This window comes from Corynebacterium vitaeruminis DSM 20294, from assembly GCF_000550805.1.
In the GTDB taxonomy this organism is placed as follows: domain Bacteria; phylum Actinomycetota; class Actinomycetes; order Mycobacteriales; family Mycobacteriaceae; genus Corynebacterium; species Corynebacterium vitaeruminis.
In genome coordinates this window covers 1,626,155-1,641,690 of the sequence record NZ_CP004353.1, presented here as the reverse complement: position 1 = coordinate 1,641,690, position 15,536 = coordinate 1,626,155, and the positions used below count along the sequence as shown (strand labels likewise).

The following is a 15,536-nucleotide window of genomic DNA, read 5'->3' as shown; positions in this document are numbered from 1 at the left end:
AGACATGTTCACTGGAATTGTTGAGGAGCTCGGAACCGTCCAAGGCATCGAGCAGCTGGGGGACTCGATCCGCCTGCGCATCGGCGCACGGAAGGTCTTGGAGGACGCGCACAACGGTGACTCCATCTGCGTCAACGGCGTGTGCTTGACCGTTGTGGAGTTCACCCCGGAGCACTTTGATGCGGACGTCATGCAGGAGTCCCTCGATCGCTCCTCGCTCGGGCGGCTCGCGGTGGGCAGCCCCGTGAACCTCGAGCGTGCGCTGGCCGCCAACGGCCGGCTCGGCGGGCACATCATGCAAGGCCACGTCGACGGCGTGACCACCCTGCTGTCTCGTCAGCACAGCGAGCACTGGGACGTCCTGCGCTTCGCGCTTCCCGAGGCGCTCGCCCCCTACGTGGTGGAGAAGGGGTCCATCGCGCTCAACGGCACCTCGCTCACGGTGAGCTCGCGGGGAATAGATTACTTCGAGGTCTCGTTGATTCCCACGACCCTGGCCGAGACCACGCACGGCCAGCTGAAGGTCGGCGACCTCGTCAACGTGGAGGTCGATGTTCTAGCCAAGTATGTGGAAAACATGATGAATAGGGGTAGCGGCGCCGTAGGCGTCGACAAGTAAACCCCTAGTGCGTTTGACAACAGAATGAGAAGTAGAGTGTAAAGCCGTGACTAACGAAGCAAATCAGCCTGAACCGGAAAAGGTGCGTTTGGACTCGATCGACGACGCGATCGCCGACATCGCCGCTGGAAAAGCGGTGGTTGTGGTCGATAGCGAGGATCGCGAAAACGAGGGCGACATCATCTTCGCCGCCGAGAAGGCCACCCCCGAACTGGTCGCCTTCATGGTGCGCTATTCCTCCGGCTACATTTGCGCCCCGCTGACCGAGGCGGATTGTGATCGCCTCGGGCTGCCCCCGATGACCTCGAAGAACGAGGACGCACGCGACACCGCCTACACCGTCACCGTCGACGCCGCCACGGGCACCACGGGCATCTCCGCGCGTTCGCGCTCGGAGACGATCTGCCGGCTGGCCAACCCCGACTCGGTTCGCGCCGACTTCACCCGCCCCGGCCACGTGGTTCCGCTGCGCGCCCGCGACGGCGGCGTCCTCGTCCGCGAGGGGCACACCGAGGCGGCCGTGGACCTCGCGCGCTTGGCAGGCCTGCGCCCGGCCGGCGTGCTCTGCGAGGTCGTCTCCGAGGACGATCCCACGGACATGGCGCGCGCACCCGAGCTGCGCCGCTTCGCCGACGAGCACGACCTCAAGCTGATCAGCATCGAGCAGCTGCGCCACTGGCGCCTCGAGAACGAGGTGCTGGTCGAGCGCGCGGCGCAGACCGTGCTGCCGACCGAGTTCGGCAAGTTCACGGCCTATGGCTACCGCGGCCTCGTCAATGGCATCGAGCACGTGGCGCTGGTCTTCGGCGACCCGAAGTCAGGCGATGACGTGCTCGTGCGCGTGCACTCGGAGTGCCTCACCGGCGACGTTTTCGCTTCTCGACGCTGCGATTGCGGCCAGCAGCTCCACGCGAGCCTCAACGCCATCGTGGAGAACGGCCAGGGCGTGCTCATCTACATGCGCGGCCACGAGGGCCGCGGCATCGGCATCCTGGCGAAGCTGCAGGCCTATCACCTGCAGGACCAGGGCGTGGACACCGTCGACGCGAACCTCCAGCTCGGCCACCCGGCTGACGCCCGCGACTACTCCATGGCCGCACAGATGCTGAAGGATCAGGGCATCACGAGGGTCCGGCTGATGAGCAACAACCCCGCCAAGGTCGACGAGCTCTCCGGCTACGGCATCACCGTCGCCGAGCGCGTGCCGGTCGAGGTCGAGGTCACCGAGGACAACGTCAACTACCTGCGCACCAAGCGCGACCGCATGGCCCACGACCTGCCGTGGGTCGACCTGTTCGATCACAACCACAACCACTAATCCGAAGGCGACCGCGCTTCGCGCGGTCCACGGGCGCCCCGCCACCACTACGTGGCCGGGCGCCTGATTGGAAAGAAGGGACAGCTCAGATGAGTAAAGAAGGACTTCCTGAGGTTTCGAGCATCGACGCCACCGGCCTGACGGTCGGCGTGGTCACCAGCATGTGGAACGAGGAGATCTGCGCGCAGCTGCACCGCCGCGCGATCGAGACCGGCGCGCAGCTGGGGGCGAAGGTGCTCGACTACCGCGTGGTCGGCGCCCTCGAGCTCCCGGTCGTGGTGCAGAAGCTGGCCGAGACCTGCGACGCAGTCGTGGCCCTGGGTTGCGTCATCCGCGGCGGCACCCCGCACTTCGACTACGTCTGCGACTCGGTCACCCAAGGACTGACCCGCATCGCGCTAGACAGCGGCAAGCCGGTGGGCAACGGCGTGCTCACCACCGAGACCGAGCAGCAGGCCATCGACCGCGCCGGCTTCGAGGGCTCCGTGGAGGACAAGGGTGCTGAGGCGATGACCGCGGCGCTGCACACCGCGCTGCTGCTGCGCAGCCTCTGAGGGCGGGGTAGTACGCCTACCTCGCGCTTTCACCCCCTTAGGGTTTCAGCGTAGGATCCTAGGGTGAACCGCACGAGCCGGTGGCCGAAGCCCTCCGGATCTTTTCGGAAAGATGAAAAAAGAATTCTGATGGACAACAACTCCCGCAAGACGCTGAGCGACGAAGAGGTCTTCGCCTATGTAGCCGCCGACCCCGCCCTGACGACCACCAAGCCGTGGGAGCTCGTGGTCGAAAGCCGCAAGATGAAGATGTGGGCGTGGATGGCCGCGGCCGTGGTCGTCGCGGTGCACGTGTTCCTCGCGATCATCGTCGCGGTGGGCGACAGCGGAACCGGCATCACGCTCATCGACCAGTGGGGCTACTTCCTCGTTGGCCTCATCTTCGCCACCGTCATCTACATCGCGCTCAAGCGCCCGCGGGTGCGCGCCAACTCCGATGGCGTGGACGTCCGCAACTTCCTGGGCAGCCAGTTCTACCCGTGGTCGGTGATCTACGGGCTCAACTTCCCGGAGGGCGCGCGCATGGCCCGGCTCGAGCTGCCGGAGTTCGAGTACGTTCCGCTGTGGGCCTTCCAGTCGGCCGACGGCATCGACTCTGTCAAGGCAGTGGACAAGTTCCGCGAGCTTGAGGGCAAGTACATGCCGGAGGACTAGGATTCATTACTTAGTAGGCACCCTCACCGCCCGGTCGGCGCGGTGAGGGTGCCATCGTTTCGCGGGTAGCGTGGACGCAACCTGCCAGAAGTATCTTGGAGGAGGACCCCGTGGCCGATCCCACCACCTACAAGCCGGCGCCCGGCACCATCCCGACCCAGCCGGGCGTGTACAAGTTCCGCGACGAGTACCGGCGGGTCATCTACGTGGGCAAGGCCATCAACCTGCGCCAGCGCCTGTCCAACTACTTCCAGGACCTTTCCCAGCTCCACCCGCGCACGCGCCAGATGGTCACCACGGCGGCGAGCGTCGAGTGGACGGTCGTCTCCAGCGAGGTGGAGGCGCTCCAGCTGGAGTACACGTGGATCAAGAAGTTCGACCCGAAGTTCAACGTCAAGTACCGCGACGACAAGACCTACCCGGTGCTGGCCGTCTCCGTCGGCGAGGTGATCCCGCGGGCCTTCTTCTACCGCGGGCCGCAGCGCAAGGGCGTGCGCTACTTCGGGCCGTACTCGCACGCGTGGGCCGTGCGCGAGACGCTCGACCTCGCCATGCGCGTCTTCCCCATGCGCACCTGCTCGAAGGGGGTCTATCACCGCCACGAGCAGCTGGGGCGCCCGTGCCTTCTGGGCTACATCGACAAGTGCTCCGCCCCGTGCGTGGGCCGGGTAAGCCCCGAGGAACACCGGGAGATCGTCGACCAGTTCTGCTCGTTCATGTCGGGCCACGTCGATCCGGTGACGAGGCAGCTCACGCAGAAGATGAACCAGGCCGCCGAGGAGCTCGACTTCGAAAACGCCGCCCGGTTCAGGGACGATCTCGAGGCGATCCGCAAGCTCACCGAGCAGCAGGCCGTGGTCCTCGGCGACGGGACGGACGCCGACTTCGTGGCGGTCGCCGCCGACGAGCTGGAGGCCTCCATCCAGCTCTTCCACGTGCGCTCGGGGCGCATCCGCGGGCAGCGCGGGTGGGTCGTCGAGCTCGTCGACGATTCCCCCGAGGGGCTCGCGGACCTGGTCTCGAGCTTCCTCCTGCGCTTCTATTCGGAGGCCATCGAGCAGGAGGATCAGACCCAGGCCAGCGAGGCGAAGGCCGCCGAGGCCTACGCGCGCCGCGGGGTCGACCAGTTCTCCCACGGTGCCCAGGCGCCGATGGGCACCGACGCCAAGGCGATCAGCCGCGCGCGCGGCTCGGTCATCCCGCGGGAGATCCTCATCCACGACTTCGCGGGGCCCACCGCGCAGCTCGCCGAAGTATTGAGCGACCTGCGCGGGGCGAACGTCGAGGTCAAGGCCCCGCAGCGCGGCGACAAGCGCACGCTGGCGGAGACGGTTCACAAGAACGCCCAGGAGGCGCTGCGCCAGCACAAGCTCAAGCGGGTCGGCGATCTCACCGCCCGCTCGCAGGCGCTCAAGGAGATCCAGGGGACCCTCGAGATGGACGACGCGCCGCTGCGCATCGAGTGCACGGACATCTCCCACATCCAGGGCACCGACGTCGTCGCCTCGCTCGTGGTCTTCGAGGATGGCCTGCCCAAGAAGAGCGACTACCGCCGCTACAAGATCAAGGAGGCCGCGGGCGACGGGCACTCGGACGACGTGGCCTCGATCGCGGAGATCACCCGCAGGCGGTTTACCCGCCACAACCAGGACAAGCTCACCGTGCCGGAGTCCACCGACGTGGCGGAGGCCTCCTTCGAGGACGAGCCGCTCGAGCAGGCGTCCAAGCGCTTCGCCTACCCGCCGCAGCTGTTCATCGTCGACGGCGGAAAGTCGCAGGTCAACGCCGCCCAGGAGGTCTTCGACGAGTTCGGCATCAACGACGTCATGCTCATCGGCATCGCTAAGCGGTTGGAGGAGATCTGGCTGCCCGGCGAGGAGGATCCGCTCATCTTCCCGCGCAACTCCCAGGCGCTGTACCTGTTCCAGCACATTCGCGACGAGGCGCACCGCTTCGCCATCACGTTCCACCGCCAGCAGCGCTCGAAGCGCATGAAGCGCTCGGAGCTGGACTCGGTGAAAGGCCTAGGCCCCAGCCGCCGCACCGCGCTGGTCAAGCACTTCGGTTCCGTGAAGAAGCTGAAGGAGGCCACGGTGGAGGAGATCCAGGCGGTCAACGGCTTCGGCCCGCAGCTGGCCGAATCGGTCTTTGCTGCCCTGCACCCGGGCGAGGGCGAATAGGCCCCGCCGCGCGGGCGCGAAACCCCGAGTACGGCCGGTGTCGGCCGCGGAAGGTTAGAATCGCAGGTATGAATTATGAATTGCGAGGAGACATCGAGCCGCGCACGCCCATTCCTCCGGTGCTCATCACCGGCTTGTCCGGCGCCGGCCTCAGCTCGGCCGCCCGGGTCCTCGAGGACATGGGCTGGTACGTCATCCAGAATCTGCCTCCTCAATACGTTCTAGAATTCGTCGAGCAAAACGCCTCCAACGAGTTCTCCAACAACAAGATCGCCGTCGTCTCCGACGTCCGATCCTTGGAGTACAAGGGCTCGCTGGAGGAGGTCATCTCCGAGCTCAGCGCCAAGGGGCTCAAGCCGTTGGTGCTGTTCATGGACGCGCGCGACGACGTGCTCATCAAGCGCTTCGACAACCTGCGCCGCATCCACCCGCTGCAGGGCAACGGCACGCTCGTCGTCGGCATCGGTCGCGAGCGCGAGATCATGTCCAGCCTCAAGGAGAGCGCGGACGTGGTCATCGATTCCTCCGACCTCTCGGTGCACGACCTGCGCCGGGCGATCGAACAGAACTTCGCCGGCATCGCCACCACCCGGACGCACGTGACGGTGCAGTCCTTCGGCTTCAAGCACGGCTCCCCGCGGGATACCGACATCATGGTCGACGTGCGCTTCCTCCCCAACCCCTTCTGGGTGCCGGAGCTTCGGCCGTTCAGGGGAGTGGACAAGCCGGTCGCTGACTACGTCCTCTCCCACGACAGCGCCCAGGGCTTTTTGTCGAACTTCGTCACCATGTTCCGCGGCATGCTCGACGGGTTCAAGCACGAGGGCAAGAACTTCATCACCATTTCCATCGGCTGCACAGGCGGCCACCACCGCAGCGTCGCCATTGTGGAGGCGCTTGGCCAGCTGCTGCGCGAGGACGAGAACCTCGACGTCTCGGTGCTTCACCGCGACATCAACCGCAACTAGCCGCCACGCCTTCGCCACGCGGCCCCCTCGGAGGCCTGGGCGGTGCGGCGCCATCGGCGTCGGCAAGCGAAACCGCGAACCTGGCGATTACCTGGCCCTTCACACCACACACAGATCGAGTAACACCATGACTGAACCAACGGCACCTGCTTCGCAGCCGGCGACGAACGTCGGCAAGATCGTCAGCCTAGGTGGTGGTCACGGGCTGTTCCAGACGCTGCGCGCGGTGCGGCAGCTGCCCTCGGAGTCGATCACGGCCGTCGTGACCGTCGCCGACGACGGCGGCTCTTCCGGCCGCATCCGCAGGGAGCTGGGGCACGTCCCGCCGGGCGACCTGCGCATGGCGCTCGCGGCGCTGGCCCCCTTCGACGAGGAGGGGCGGATGTGGGAGCAGGTGCTCCAGCACCGTTTCGGCGGGCACGGCGCGCTCGCCGGTCACGCCGCCGGAAACCTGCTCATCGCGGGCGTCTACGAGGTGCTGCAGAGCGAGGTTGCGGCCCTCGACGTCGTGGGAAAGATGATTCGCGCGCAGGGTCGGGTGCTGCCCGTCTGCGCCGATCCGCTCGACATCGCGGCCGACGTCGCAGGCCTTGACGACGACCCACGGATCATGCGCGAGGTGCGCGGCCAGGTCGCGGTCGCCTCGACGATCGGCCAGGTCCGCCGCGTGAAGCTCTACCCGGAAAACCCCGAGCCCTGTGGCGAGGTGGTCGACGCCATCGCTGACGCAGGGCTCATCACGCTCGGCCCCGGCAGCTGGTTCTCCAGCGTCATCCCGCACCTTCTGGTCCCCGGCGTGGTGGAGTCGATCAGCAAGTCGAGCGCGTTCAAGGTCGTGGTCTTGAACCTCACCGCGGAGCCGGGCGAGACCAGCGGCTTTACCGCCGAGCGCCACGTGCACATGCTCAGCCAGCACGCGAAGGGGCTCAAGGTGGACCTCATTATCGCCGACAACTTCTCCATCCCGAACCAGAGCGATAGGAAGTACCTCGAGCGCGCTGCTTCGCTTCTCGACGCCAAGGTGGCCTTCCACGATCTGCGGCAAAACGACGGGAAGGGGCTGCTCACCGACCGGCACGACCCGGAAAAGCTGGCGCAGGCGCTGCTGTACGAGTTCGAGCGCAGGGGGCGGTGACTGGGCCGGGGGTTAGGATAGTATCCTTAATGCTCTCTGTGGAACGCCCGCGGCGCTGGCTGTGGGGCAAGAGGAAGTTCGCGATGCGGGAAAGGTTTGTATGGGCGTGACAATGCTGTCGACGCAGGTCAAGGAGGAGCTGGCCAAGACCGCCGTGACCCGGGCGAGCGCGAGAAACGCCGAGATCGCCACGATGATCCGCTTCGCGGGCACCCTCGACGTCGTCGCGGGCAACCTCGTCATCGAGGTGGAGCTCGACAACAAGGCCGTGGCCCAGCGGCTCGTCGCCGACCTCGAGGACTGCTTCGACACCGAGGTGCGCCTCATGGACCTGGGCGTGTCCTCGTCCCGCAAGACGCAGCGGCACCTGCTGCGCATCACCAAGAACGCCGACACCATCGTCCGCCGACTGGGGCTGGTCACCCGCTCCGGGCACCAGGTCATCGGCCTTCCGCCGCACATCATTTCCGGTACCGTGGCCGACGCCGAGGCCGCATGGCGCGGAGCCTTCCTCGCCGCTGGCCAGCTCTCCGACCCCGGCCGTGCCTCGGGGCTGGAGGTGGCCTGCCCGTGCCAGGAGGCCTCGCTGGCGCTCGTGGGCTGCGCCCGCCGGCTCGGCATCAACGCGAAGACCAAGGAGACGAGGGGAGTGGAGAAGGTCACGATCCGCGACGGCGACGCGGTCGGAGCCCTGCTCTCGCGCATGGGTGCGCACGCCACCCGCCTGCAGTGGGACCAGAAGCGCGAGAAGCGCGAGACCCGCCCCACCGGCAATCGCCTAGCGAACTTCGACGACGCCAACCTGCGCCGCTCGGCGCGCGCCGCCGTGGCCGCCGCCGCCCGCGTGGAGCGCGCGATGGCGATCCTCGGCGATGACGTTCCCGACCATCTCGCCGAGGCCGGCCAGCTGCGCGTGCAGCACCGGCAGGCCTCGCTGGAGGAGCTGGGGCGTCTGGCCGACCCGCAGATGACCAAGGACGCGGTTGCCGGCCGCATCCGCCGCCTGCTCTCGATGGCGGACAAGCGCGCCAGCGAGCTTGGCATTCCCGACACCCAGGTGGCGATCAGCGAGGAGATCCTCGAGGACCTCTAGCGAGAAGTACACCGTCAACCCGGGGCGTGCGGCAGTGGCCGTGCCCCGGGTTTCGTGCGCGTGGCCCCGGAAAGGGAGTGAACGCATGTGGGTTTTGTGTGGGCTTCATCGAAAACCGTTGCGGATGAGGGCATGACCGGAAGGTGTTGGAATGGTTGTTTTTCGGTTTGAATCATGTTGTTTGCGCGTGAAATCGCGGCCAAAAACCGTGTGAAAATGAGGCGAAAGTGCCCATTCGGGCACTATGTGTCAAGCATCACTCTGGCGCGAGCGGGCGGGAAAGTAAACCCGGCCAAGAGTTGAATTGGTCGTTTTCTCCACCAAAAAGGGGGGACTTTCACCCATTTGCCCATGTTGTGAGCCTTGGCTTTCTCACTCCCGTTCTATTGCGGGGGTCACTAAAACGCACTTTCGGGAAGTTATGTGGGCTTCGGCGAAGATGATCGGAAAAATTGTTCTGCAGGTTCGTGCATACCTCGCTACACTTGGGAATTGAGGTTGAGCCGAGCAATTCAACAAAAGGAACCGGACATATCCGGACTGAATTCAACGCTCGGCCGCCATACTCGTTCACTCTAATTTGAGGAGACTACTGTGACTATCCGCGTAGGTATCAACGGCTTTGGCCGAATCGGTCGTAACTTCTTCCGTGCTCTGACCGAGCGTGGCTCTGACATCGAGGTCGTTGCCGTCAACGATCTGACTGACAACCACACCCTGTCCCACCTTCTCAAGTACGACTCCATCCTGGGCCGTCTGGGCAAGGAAGTGACCTACGACGACGAGTCCATCACCGTCGATGGCCACCGCATCATCGTTTCCGCTGAGCGCGACCCGAAGAACCTGAAGTGGGGCGAGTGGGGCGTCGACATCGTCGTCGAGTCCACCGGCTTCTTCACCGACGCCAACGCTGCAGCTGCTCACATCGAGGCTGGCGCCAAGAAGGTCATCATCTCCGCACCGGCTAAGAACGAGGATGCTACCTTCGTCGTCGGCGTGAACCACACCGACTACGATCCGGCCAAGCACAACATCATCTCCAACGCGTCCTGCACCACCAACTGCTTGGCTCCGATGGCCAAGGTCCTGGACGAGGTCTTCGGCATCGAGAACGGCCTCATGACCACCATCCACGCCTACACCGGTGACCAGCGCCTGCACGACGCACCGCACCGCGACCTGCGCCGCGCCCGCGCCGCTGCTCAGAACATCGTTCCTACCTCCACCGGTGCTGCCAAGGCTGTCGCCCTGGTTCTGCCGCAGCTGAAGGGTGTTCTGGACGGCTACGCTCTCCGCGTCCCGGTCATCACCGGTTCCGCCACCGACCTGACATTCAACTCCAAGAAGCCGGTCACCGTCGAAGAGGTTAACGCCGCCATCAAGGCTGCCTCCGAGGGCGAGCTGAAGGGCGTCCTGGCCTACACCGAGGATCCGATCGTCTCCACCGACATCGTCACCGATCCGCACCCGTCTATCTTCGACGCTGGCCTGACCAAGGTCATCGGCAACCAGGTCAAGGTCGTCTCCTGGTACGACAACGAGTGGGGCTACTCCAACCAGCTGGTTACCCTCACCGAGTACGTCGGCGAGCGCCTCTAACATCTAAGGTTGCAAGCCGGATGTGCCGCCTACAGCGCCCGGCTTAACCCTGTGGTCCGGGGTGTGTACCTCGCGTACGCACCCCGGATTATTTACTTTTAGCTTTAAAATTAAATAGTTTGGCCCAACCGCTGCGCGATGGCGCACGCAAACCCCAGGATGGAGAACCCACATGACCGTAAAGTCCCTACAGGATCTGCTCAACGAGGGCGTTGAGGGACGTCACGTCCTCGTTCGCTCCGACTTCAACGTTCCGCTGAACGACGCCCGCGAGATCACCGACGCCGGCCGCATCAACGCCTCCCTGCCCACCATCAAGGCTCTGGTCGAGGGCGGCGCCCGCGTCATCCTCATGGCTCACCTGGGTCGCCCGAAGGGCGAGGTCAACGAGAAGTTCTCCCTGGCCCCGGTCGCCGAGGCTCTGTCCGAGGCGCTCGGCCAGTACGTCGCCCTCGCCGGTGACGTCGTGGGCGAGGACGCACACGAGCGCGCCAACGGCCTCAACGATGGCGACGTCCTCCTGCTCGAGAACGTCCGCTTCGATCCCCGCGAGACCAGCAAGGACGAGGCTGAGCGCGGCGAGTTCGCCGACCAGCTCGTGGCACTGGCCGCCGAGAACGGCGCGTTTGTCTCCGACGGCTTCGGCGTCGTCCACCGCGCCCAGGCCTCCGTCTACGACGTCGCCAAGCGCCTGCCGCACTACGCTGGCACCCTGGTACAGAAGGAGATCGACGTCCTGAAGAAGGTCGTCGAGAACCCGGAGCGCCCGTACGTCGTCGTGCTCGGCGGCGCCAAGGTCTCCGACAAGCTCGGCGTCATCGAGGCCCTGGCTGCCAAGGCCGACAAGCTCATCATCGGCGGCGGCATGTGCTACACCTTCCTCGCGGCGCAGGGCATTAACGTCCAGAAGTCCCTGCTCCAGGAGGAGCAGATCGACAAGTGCAAGGAGCTGCTGGCTACCTACGGCGACAAGCTCGTCCTGCCGGTCGACCTCATCGCCGCCACCGAGTTCGGCGCGGACGCTGAGAACAAGGTCGTCGAGCTCGACGGCATCCCGGAGGGCTGGATGTCCCTCGACGTCGGACCGAAGACGGTCGAGAAGTTCGCCGGCGTCCTGAAGACCGCCAAGACCGTGTTCTGGAACGGCCCGATGGGCGTGTTCGAGTTCGAGGCCTTCTCCAAGGGCACCCGCGGCGTTGCCGAGGCCATCATCGAGGCCACCGCCAACGGCGCCTTCTCCGTGGTCGGCGGCGGCGACTCCGCTGCGGCCGTCCGCCTGCTCGGCCTCGACGAGGAGGGCTTCAGCCACATCTCCACCGGTGGCGGCGCCTCTCTGGAGTACCTCGAGGGCAAGGAGCTTCCGGGCGTGAAGGTCCTGGAGTCCTAGTGCCCCCGATGAGGCGGGCCGCGGCCCGCCTCATCTGCGAGGTTCGACGCCGTGGCGGTGGGCGTCGATAAACACAAGCCACCGCCGACAAAGCACGCTTTTCCGCAATCGTCGCCTTCTCGAAAGGACCCCTACACTCATGGCACGTAAGCCACTTATCGCTGGAAACTGGAAGATGAACCTGGATCACAAGCAGGCCATCGCTACCGTGCAGAAGCTCGCCTTTGCGCTTCCGAAGGACGTCTACGACAAGGTCGACGTTGCGGTCACCGTCCCGTTCACCGACATCCGCTCCGTGCAGACGCTGGTCGACGGCGACAAGCTGCTCATCACCTACGGCGCGCAGGACGTCTCCGTCCACGAGTCCGGCGCCTACACCGGTGAGGTCTCCGCCGAGATGCTCTCCCAGCTGGGCTGCACCTGGGTCGTGGTGGGACACTCCGAGCGCCGCCAGTACCACGGCGAGACCGACGAGCTGGTCGCCGCCAAGGCGAAGGCAGCGCTCGGCAAGGGCATGAAGCCCATCGTCTGCGTCGGCGAGCCGCTGGAGATCCGCGAGGCTGGCACCCACGTCGAGTACGTGGTCGAGCAGACCCGCGCCTCCCTGGCAGGGCTGAGCGCCGAGGACTTGGCCAACACCGTCATCGCCTACGAGCCGGTCTGGGCCATTGGCACCGGCAAGGTCGCTTCCGCGGCCGACGCGCAGGAGGTCTGCGCCGCCATCCGCAAGCTCGTCGCCGAGGTCTCCGACGAGGCCACCGCAGCGGGCATCCGCATCCTCTACGGCGGCTCGGTCAAGGCCGAGACCGTGGCCGAGATCGTCGGCCAGACCGACGTCGACGGCGGGCTCGTCGGCGGCGCCTCGCTCGACGGCGAGGCCTTCGCGAAGCTCGCTGCCAACGCAGCCGCTGGCCTCTAAGCCAGCCCCTTTCTTGAGTCACTGAGCGTTAGTGCAACGGTGAGTACAGTGCCGCCCGGTTGATACAGCTGGGCGGCACTGCGCGTCTCAAGCAACAATCACTCCCAATCCCTTAAGGAACCTGAAGGTATGTCGAAAGATCCGTTGATGGAGGACATTCGGTATGTGGGTGCTCTCCTAGGAAGAATCATCGCCGAGCAAGAAGGGGAGGAGGTGTACGAGCGGGTCGAGGCCATCCGGCAGAAGTCCTTCGAGGTGGCCAAGGGACAGGCCACCATGGAGGAGCTGTTCGGCTCGCTGGGCGACCTCGAGGCCGAGCAGGCCATCTCGGTCGTGCGCGCGTTTAACCACTTCGCGTTGCTGGCCAACGTGGTCGAGGACCTCCACGACGCCACGCACGCCCGTAAGCTGCTCGAGGCGGGGGAGCCGCCGAAGGACTCCACCCTCGACGCGACCTGGATCAAGCTCGACGAGGCAAAGATCGACAAGGCGGAGCTGGCCTCGTTCGCCGCGCGTGCCGAGGTCGCGCCGGTGCTCACGGCTCACCCCACCGAGACCCGCCGACGCACGGTGTTCGACGTCCAGGAACACATGTCCGACCTGCTCTCGCAGCGCCGAGCCATCCTCGAGGCCGCACCCAACGCCCTGACGGAAAAGGCCTTGGCCGACGTCGACAAGCAAATGCGACGATGGCTGGCCGTCCTGTGGCAGACCGCGCTCATCCGCGTCGCGCGCCCGACCATCAAGGACGAGGTCGAGGTCGGCCTGCGCTATTACCGGCTCAGCCTGCTCGACGCGATCCCGGAGATCAACCGCCGGGTCGGCGAGGAGCTGCAGCGTCGCTTCGGCGTGGCGGAGGCCGACAACGTAGTAATCAAGCCTGGATCCTGGATCGGTGGCGACCACGACGGTAACCCCTACGTCACCAACGACACCCTCTTGTACGCCACGACCCGCGCCGCGGAGACCGTCCTCAGCTACTACGTCGACCAGCTCCACGCCCTCGAGCACGAGCTCAGCCTCTCTGACCGCATGACCACGGTCAGTGACGAGCTGCGCGAGCTCGCGGCGAAGGGCCACAACGACATCCCGGGCCGCGTGGACGAGCCCTACCGCCGCGCCGTGCACGGTATGCGCGGGCGCATGATGTCCACCCTGGTGGACAAGATCGGCGAGGACGCCGTGGTGGGGACCTGGTTCAAGGAGTTCGAGCCCTACGCGGACGCGGCCGAGTTCATCGCCGACCTCGACGTGCTCGACCGCTCCCTGCGCGCCTCCCACGACGAGCTCATCGCCGACGATCGGCTCGGCGCGATCAGGGCCTCGGCCCAGTCCTTCGGGTTCCACCTCTACTCGCTGGACCTGCGCCAGAACTCCGAGAGCTTTGAAGACGTGCTCACCGAGGTCTTCGCCGCCGCGGGCGTGGTGGAGGACTACCGCGCGCTCGACGAGGACGCCAAGCGCGCATTGCTTCTCGACGAGCTGCGCTCCGCGCGCCCACTCGTGCCACCGCGTTTCGCGGGCTTTAGTGAGCCCACGGTCCGCGAACTGAAGATCTTCGAGGCCGCCGGCGAGGCCGTGCGGAAGTTCGGGGCCCGCATGGTCCCGCACACGATCATCTCCATGGCCGCGAGCGTCTCCGACATCCTCGAGCCGATGATCCTGCTCAAGGAGTTCGGGCTCATCGAGTCCCGCGACGGGAAGCTTACCGGCGCGATGGACATCGCACCGCTGTTCGAGACCATCGAGGACCTCAACGCTGGCGCCTCCGTGTTGCGCACTCTGTGGGAGATCCCGCTCTACCGCGACTACCTTTCCCAGCGCGGCGACCTGCAGGAGGTCATGCTGGGCTACTCCGACTCCAACAAGGACGGCGGCTACTTCTCCGCCAACTGGGCCCTCTACGCCGCGGAGACGCAGCTGGTGGAGCTGTCGGAGGAGTTCGACATCGACATCCGGCTCTTCCACGGCCGCGGCGGCACCGTCGGCCGCGGCGGCGGCCCGTCCTACGACGCCATCTTGGCCCAGCCGAAGGGCGCGGTCAACGCCACCATCCGCGTGACCGAACAGGGCGAGATCATCTCGGCGAAGTACGGTTCGCACACCTCGGCGCTGGCCAACCTGGAGGCGCTGGTCTCAGGCGCGATCGAGGCCTCGCTGCTGGAGGTCGACGACCTCGGCTCGACCCCGACCGACGCCTACGACACCATGCAGGAGATCTCGGAGCTGTCCAAGGCCAAGTACACCGAGCTCGCCCACGACGACCCCGGCTTCATCGCCTACTTCACCGGTTCCACGCCGCTGGCGGAGATCGGCTCGCTCAACATCGGATCGCGGCCGTCCTCGCGCAAGCAGACCTCCTCGCTCGCCGACCTCCGCGCCATCCCGTGGGTGCTGAGCTGGTCGCAGTCGCGCGTCATGCTGCCCGGTTGGTACGGCATGGGCACCGCTCTAGACGAGTGGGCGGGTCACGGCCCCGAGCGCGAGGAGCGCCTGGCCAGGCTCAAGGAGCTCAACGACTCCTGGCCGTTCTTCGCCTCCGTGCTGTCCAACATGGCGCAGGTGATGAGCAAGGCCGAGATGAGCGTTGCCAAGTTCTACTCCGAGCTGGTCAGCGACAAGGAGGCTGCGGAGCGCATCTACGGCAAGATCGAGGAAGAGTTCGAGCTAACCAAGAAGATGCACGCCCAGATCACCGGCTACTCCGGCCTGCTGGACGACAACCCGCTGCTCGAGCGCTCGGTCCGCTCGCGCTTCCCGTACCTGCTGCCGCTCAACGCCATCCAGTGGCGCCTGCTCAAGGCCTACCGCGACGGAGATGAGAGCTACAGCGTGGTCCACGGCATCCGCCTGACCATGAATGGCTTGGCCACCGCGCTGCGCAACTCCGGCTAGTCCGTGCCTTCGCGGTGCGGCGGCTGGGAGCCCGTTGACGCACGTGGCGTGCGGGGTAAAAGGCGATTGTCGTGTATAATCGCCTTCGACTCTCGCATGTCGGGCGGCCCGCCCTCGTGGCGGAGCGCCCACCCGTGTGGAGGCGGCTCCCAGCCGCCGCATGCATCGTATTCGTTTTCTCCCCGGGGCCACCGCGGCTCCGGCGGGCGATCTGT

General features: G+C 66.0%; 12 protein-coding genes. All 12 read left to right on the top strand.

What is annotated here, in order from left to right; genetic code table 11:
- Positions 1 to 4: 4 nt before the first annotated feature.
- Complete coding sequence (locus B843_RS07510; protein ID WP_025252897.1) at positions 5 to 619, top strand: riboflavin synthase; 615 nt, start codon at positions 5 to 7, stop codon at positions 617 to 619.
- Positions 620 to 665: 46 nt separating this feature from the next.
- Complete coding sequence (locus B843_RS07505) at positions 666 to 1,937, top strand: bifunctional 3,4-dihydroxy-2-butanone-4-phosphate synthase/GTP cyclohydrolase II (RefSeq protein ID WP_051483473.1); 1,272 nt, start codon at positions 666 to 668, stop codon at positions 1,935 to 1,937.
- Between the two features lie 89 nt (positions 1,938 to 2,026).
- Positions 2,027 to 2,491, top strand: coding sequence for a 6,7-dimethyl-8-ribityllumazine synthase (gene ribH / locus B843_RS07500; protein WP_025252895.1), 465 nt, complete (start codon positions 2,027 to 2,029; stop codon positions 2,489 to 2,491).
- A gap of 129 nt (positions 2,492 to 2,620) precedes the next feature.
- Positions 2,621 to 3,145: a PH domain-containing protein gene (locus tag B843_RS07495; RefSeq protein ID WP_025252894.1), complete on the top strand. Its 525-nt coding sequence runs from the start codon at positions 2,621 to 2,623 to the stop codon at positions 3,143 to 3,145.
- A 110-nt stretch (positions 3,146 to 3,255) separates the two neighbouring features.
- On the top strand, positions 3,256 to 5,325 hold the full coding sequence (uvrC, locus tag B843_RS07490) for an excinuclease ABC subunit UvrC (RefSeq protein ID WP_025252893.1): 2,070 nt from the start codon (positions 3,256 to 3,258) through the stop codon (positions 5,323 to 5,325).
- Positions 5,326 to 5,393: 68 nt separating this feature from the next.
- On the top strand, positions 5,394 to 6,293 hold the full coding sequence (gene rapZ, locus B843_RS07485) for an RNase adapter RapZ (RefSeq protein ID WP_025252892.1): 900 nt from the start codon (positions 5,394 to 5,396) through the stop codon (positions 6,291 to 6,293).
- A 127-nt stretch (positions 6,294 to 6,420) separates the two neighbouring features.
- Positions 6,421 to 7,428, top strand: a complete 1,008-nt coding sequence (locus tag B843_RS07480; protein ID WP_025252891.1) for a gluconeogenesis factor YvcK family protein — start codon at positions 6,421 to 6,423, stop codon at positions 7,426 to 7,428.
- 106 nt (positions 7,429 to 7,534) lie between these two features.
- Positions 7,535 to 8,521 carry a DNA-binding protein WhiA gene (gene whiA, locus B843_RS07475; RefSeq protein WP_404825178.1) on the top strand — a complete coding sequence of 329 codons (987 nt, stop codon included), beginning with the start codon at positions 7,535 to 7,537 and terminating at the stop codon, positions 8,519 to 8,521.
- 594 nt (positions 8,522 to 9,115) lie between these two features.
- Complete coding sequence (gene gap, locus B843_RS07470) at positions 9,116 to 10,120, top strand: type I glyceraldehyde-3-phosphate dehydrogenase (RefSeq protein ID WP_025252889.1); 1,005 nt, start codon at positions 9,116 to 9,118, stop codon at positions 10,118 to 10,120.
- A 172-nt stretch (positions 10,121 to 10,292) separates the two neighbouring features.
- Positions 10,293 to 11,507 carry a phosphoglycerate kinase gene (locus B843_RS07465; protein ID WP_025252888.1) on the top strand — a complete coding sequence of 405 codons (1,215 nt, stop codon included), beginning with the start codon at positions 10,293 to 10,295 and terminating at the stop codon, positions 11,505 to 11,507.
- Between the two features lie 139 nt (positions 11,508 to 11,646).
- Positions 11,647 to 12,426, top strand: coding sequence for a triose-phosphate isomerase (tpiA, locus tag B843_RS07460; RefSeq protein WP_025252887.1), 780 nt, complete (start codon positions 11,647 to 11,649; stop codon positions 12,424 to 12,426).
- Between the two features lie 129 nt (positions 12,427 to 12,555).
- Positions 12,556 to 15,321: a phosphoenolpyruvate carboxylase gene (ppc, locus tag B843_RS07455; RefSeq protein WP_025252886.1), complete on the top strand. Its 2,766-nt coding sequence runs from the start codon at positions 12,556 to 12,558 to the stop codon at positions 15,319 to 15,321.
- Positions 15,322 to 15,536 lie beyond the last annotated feature (215 nt).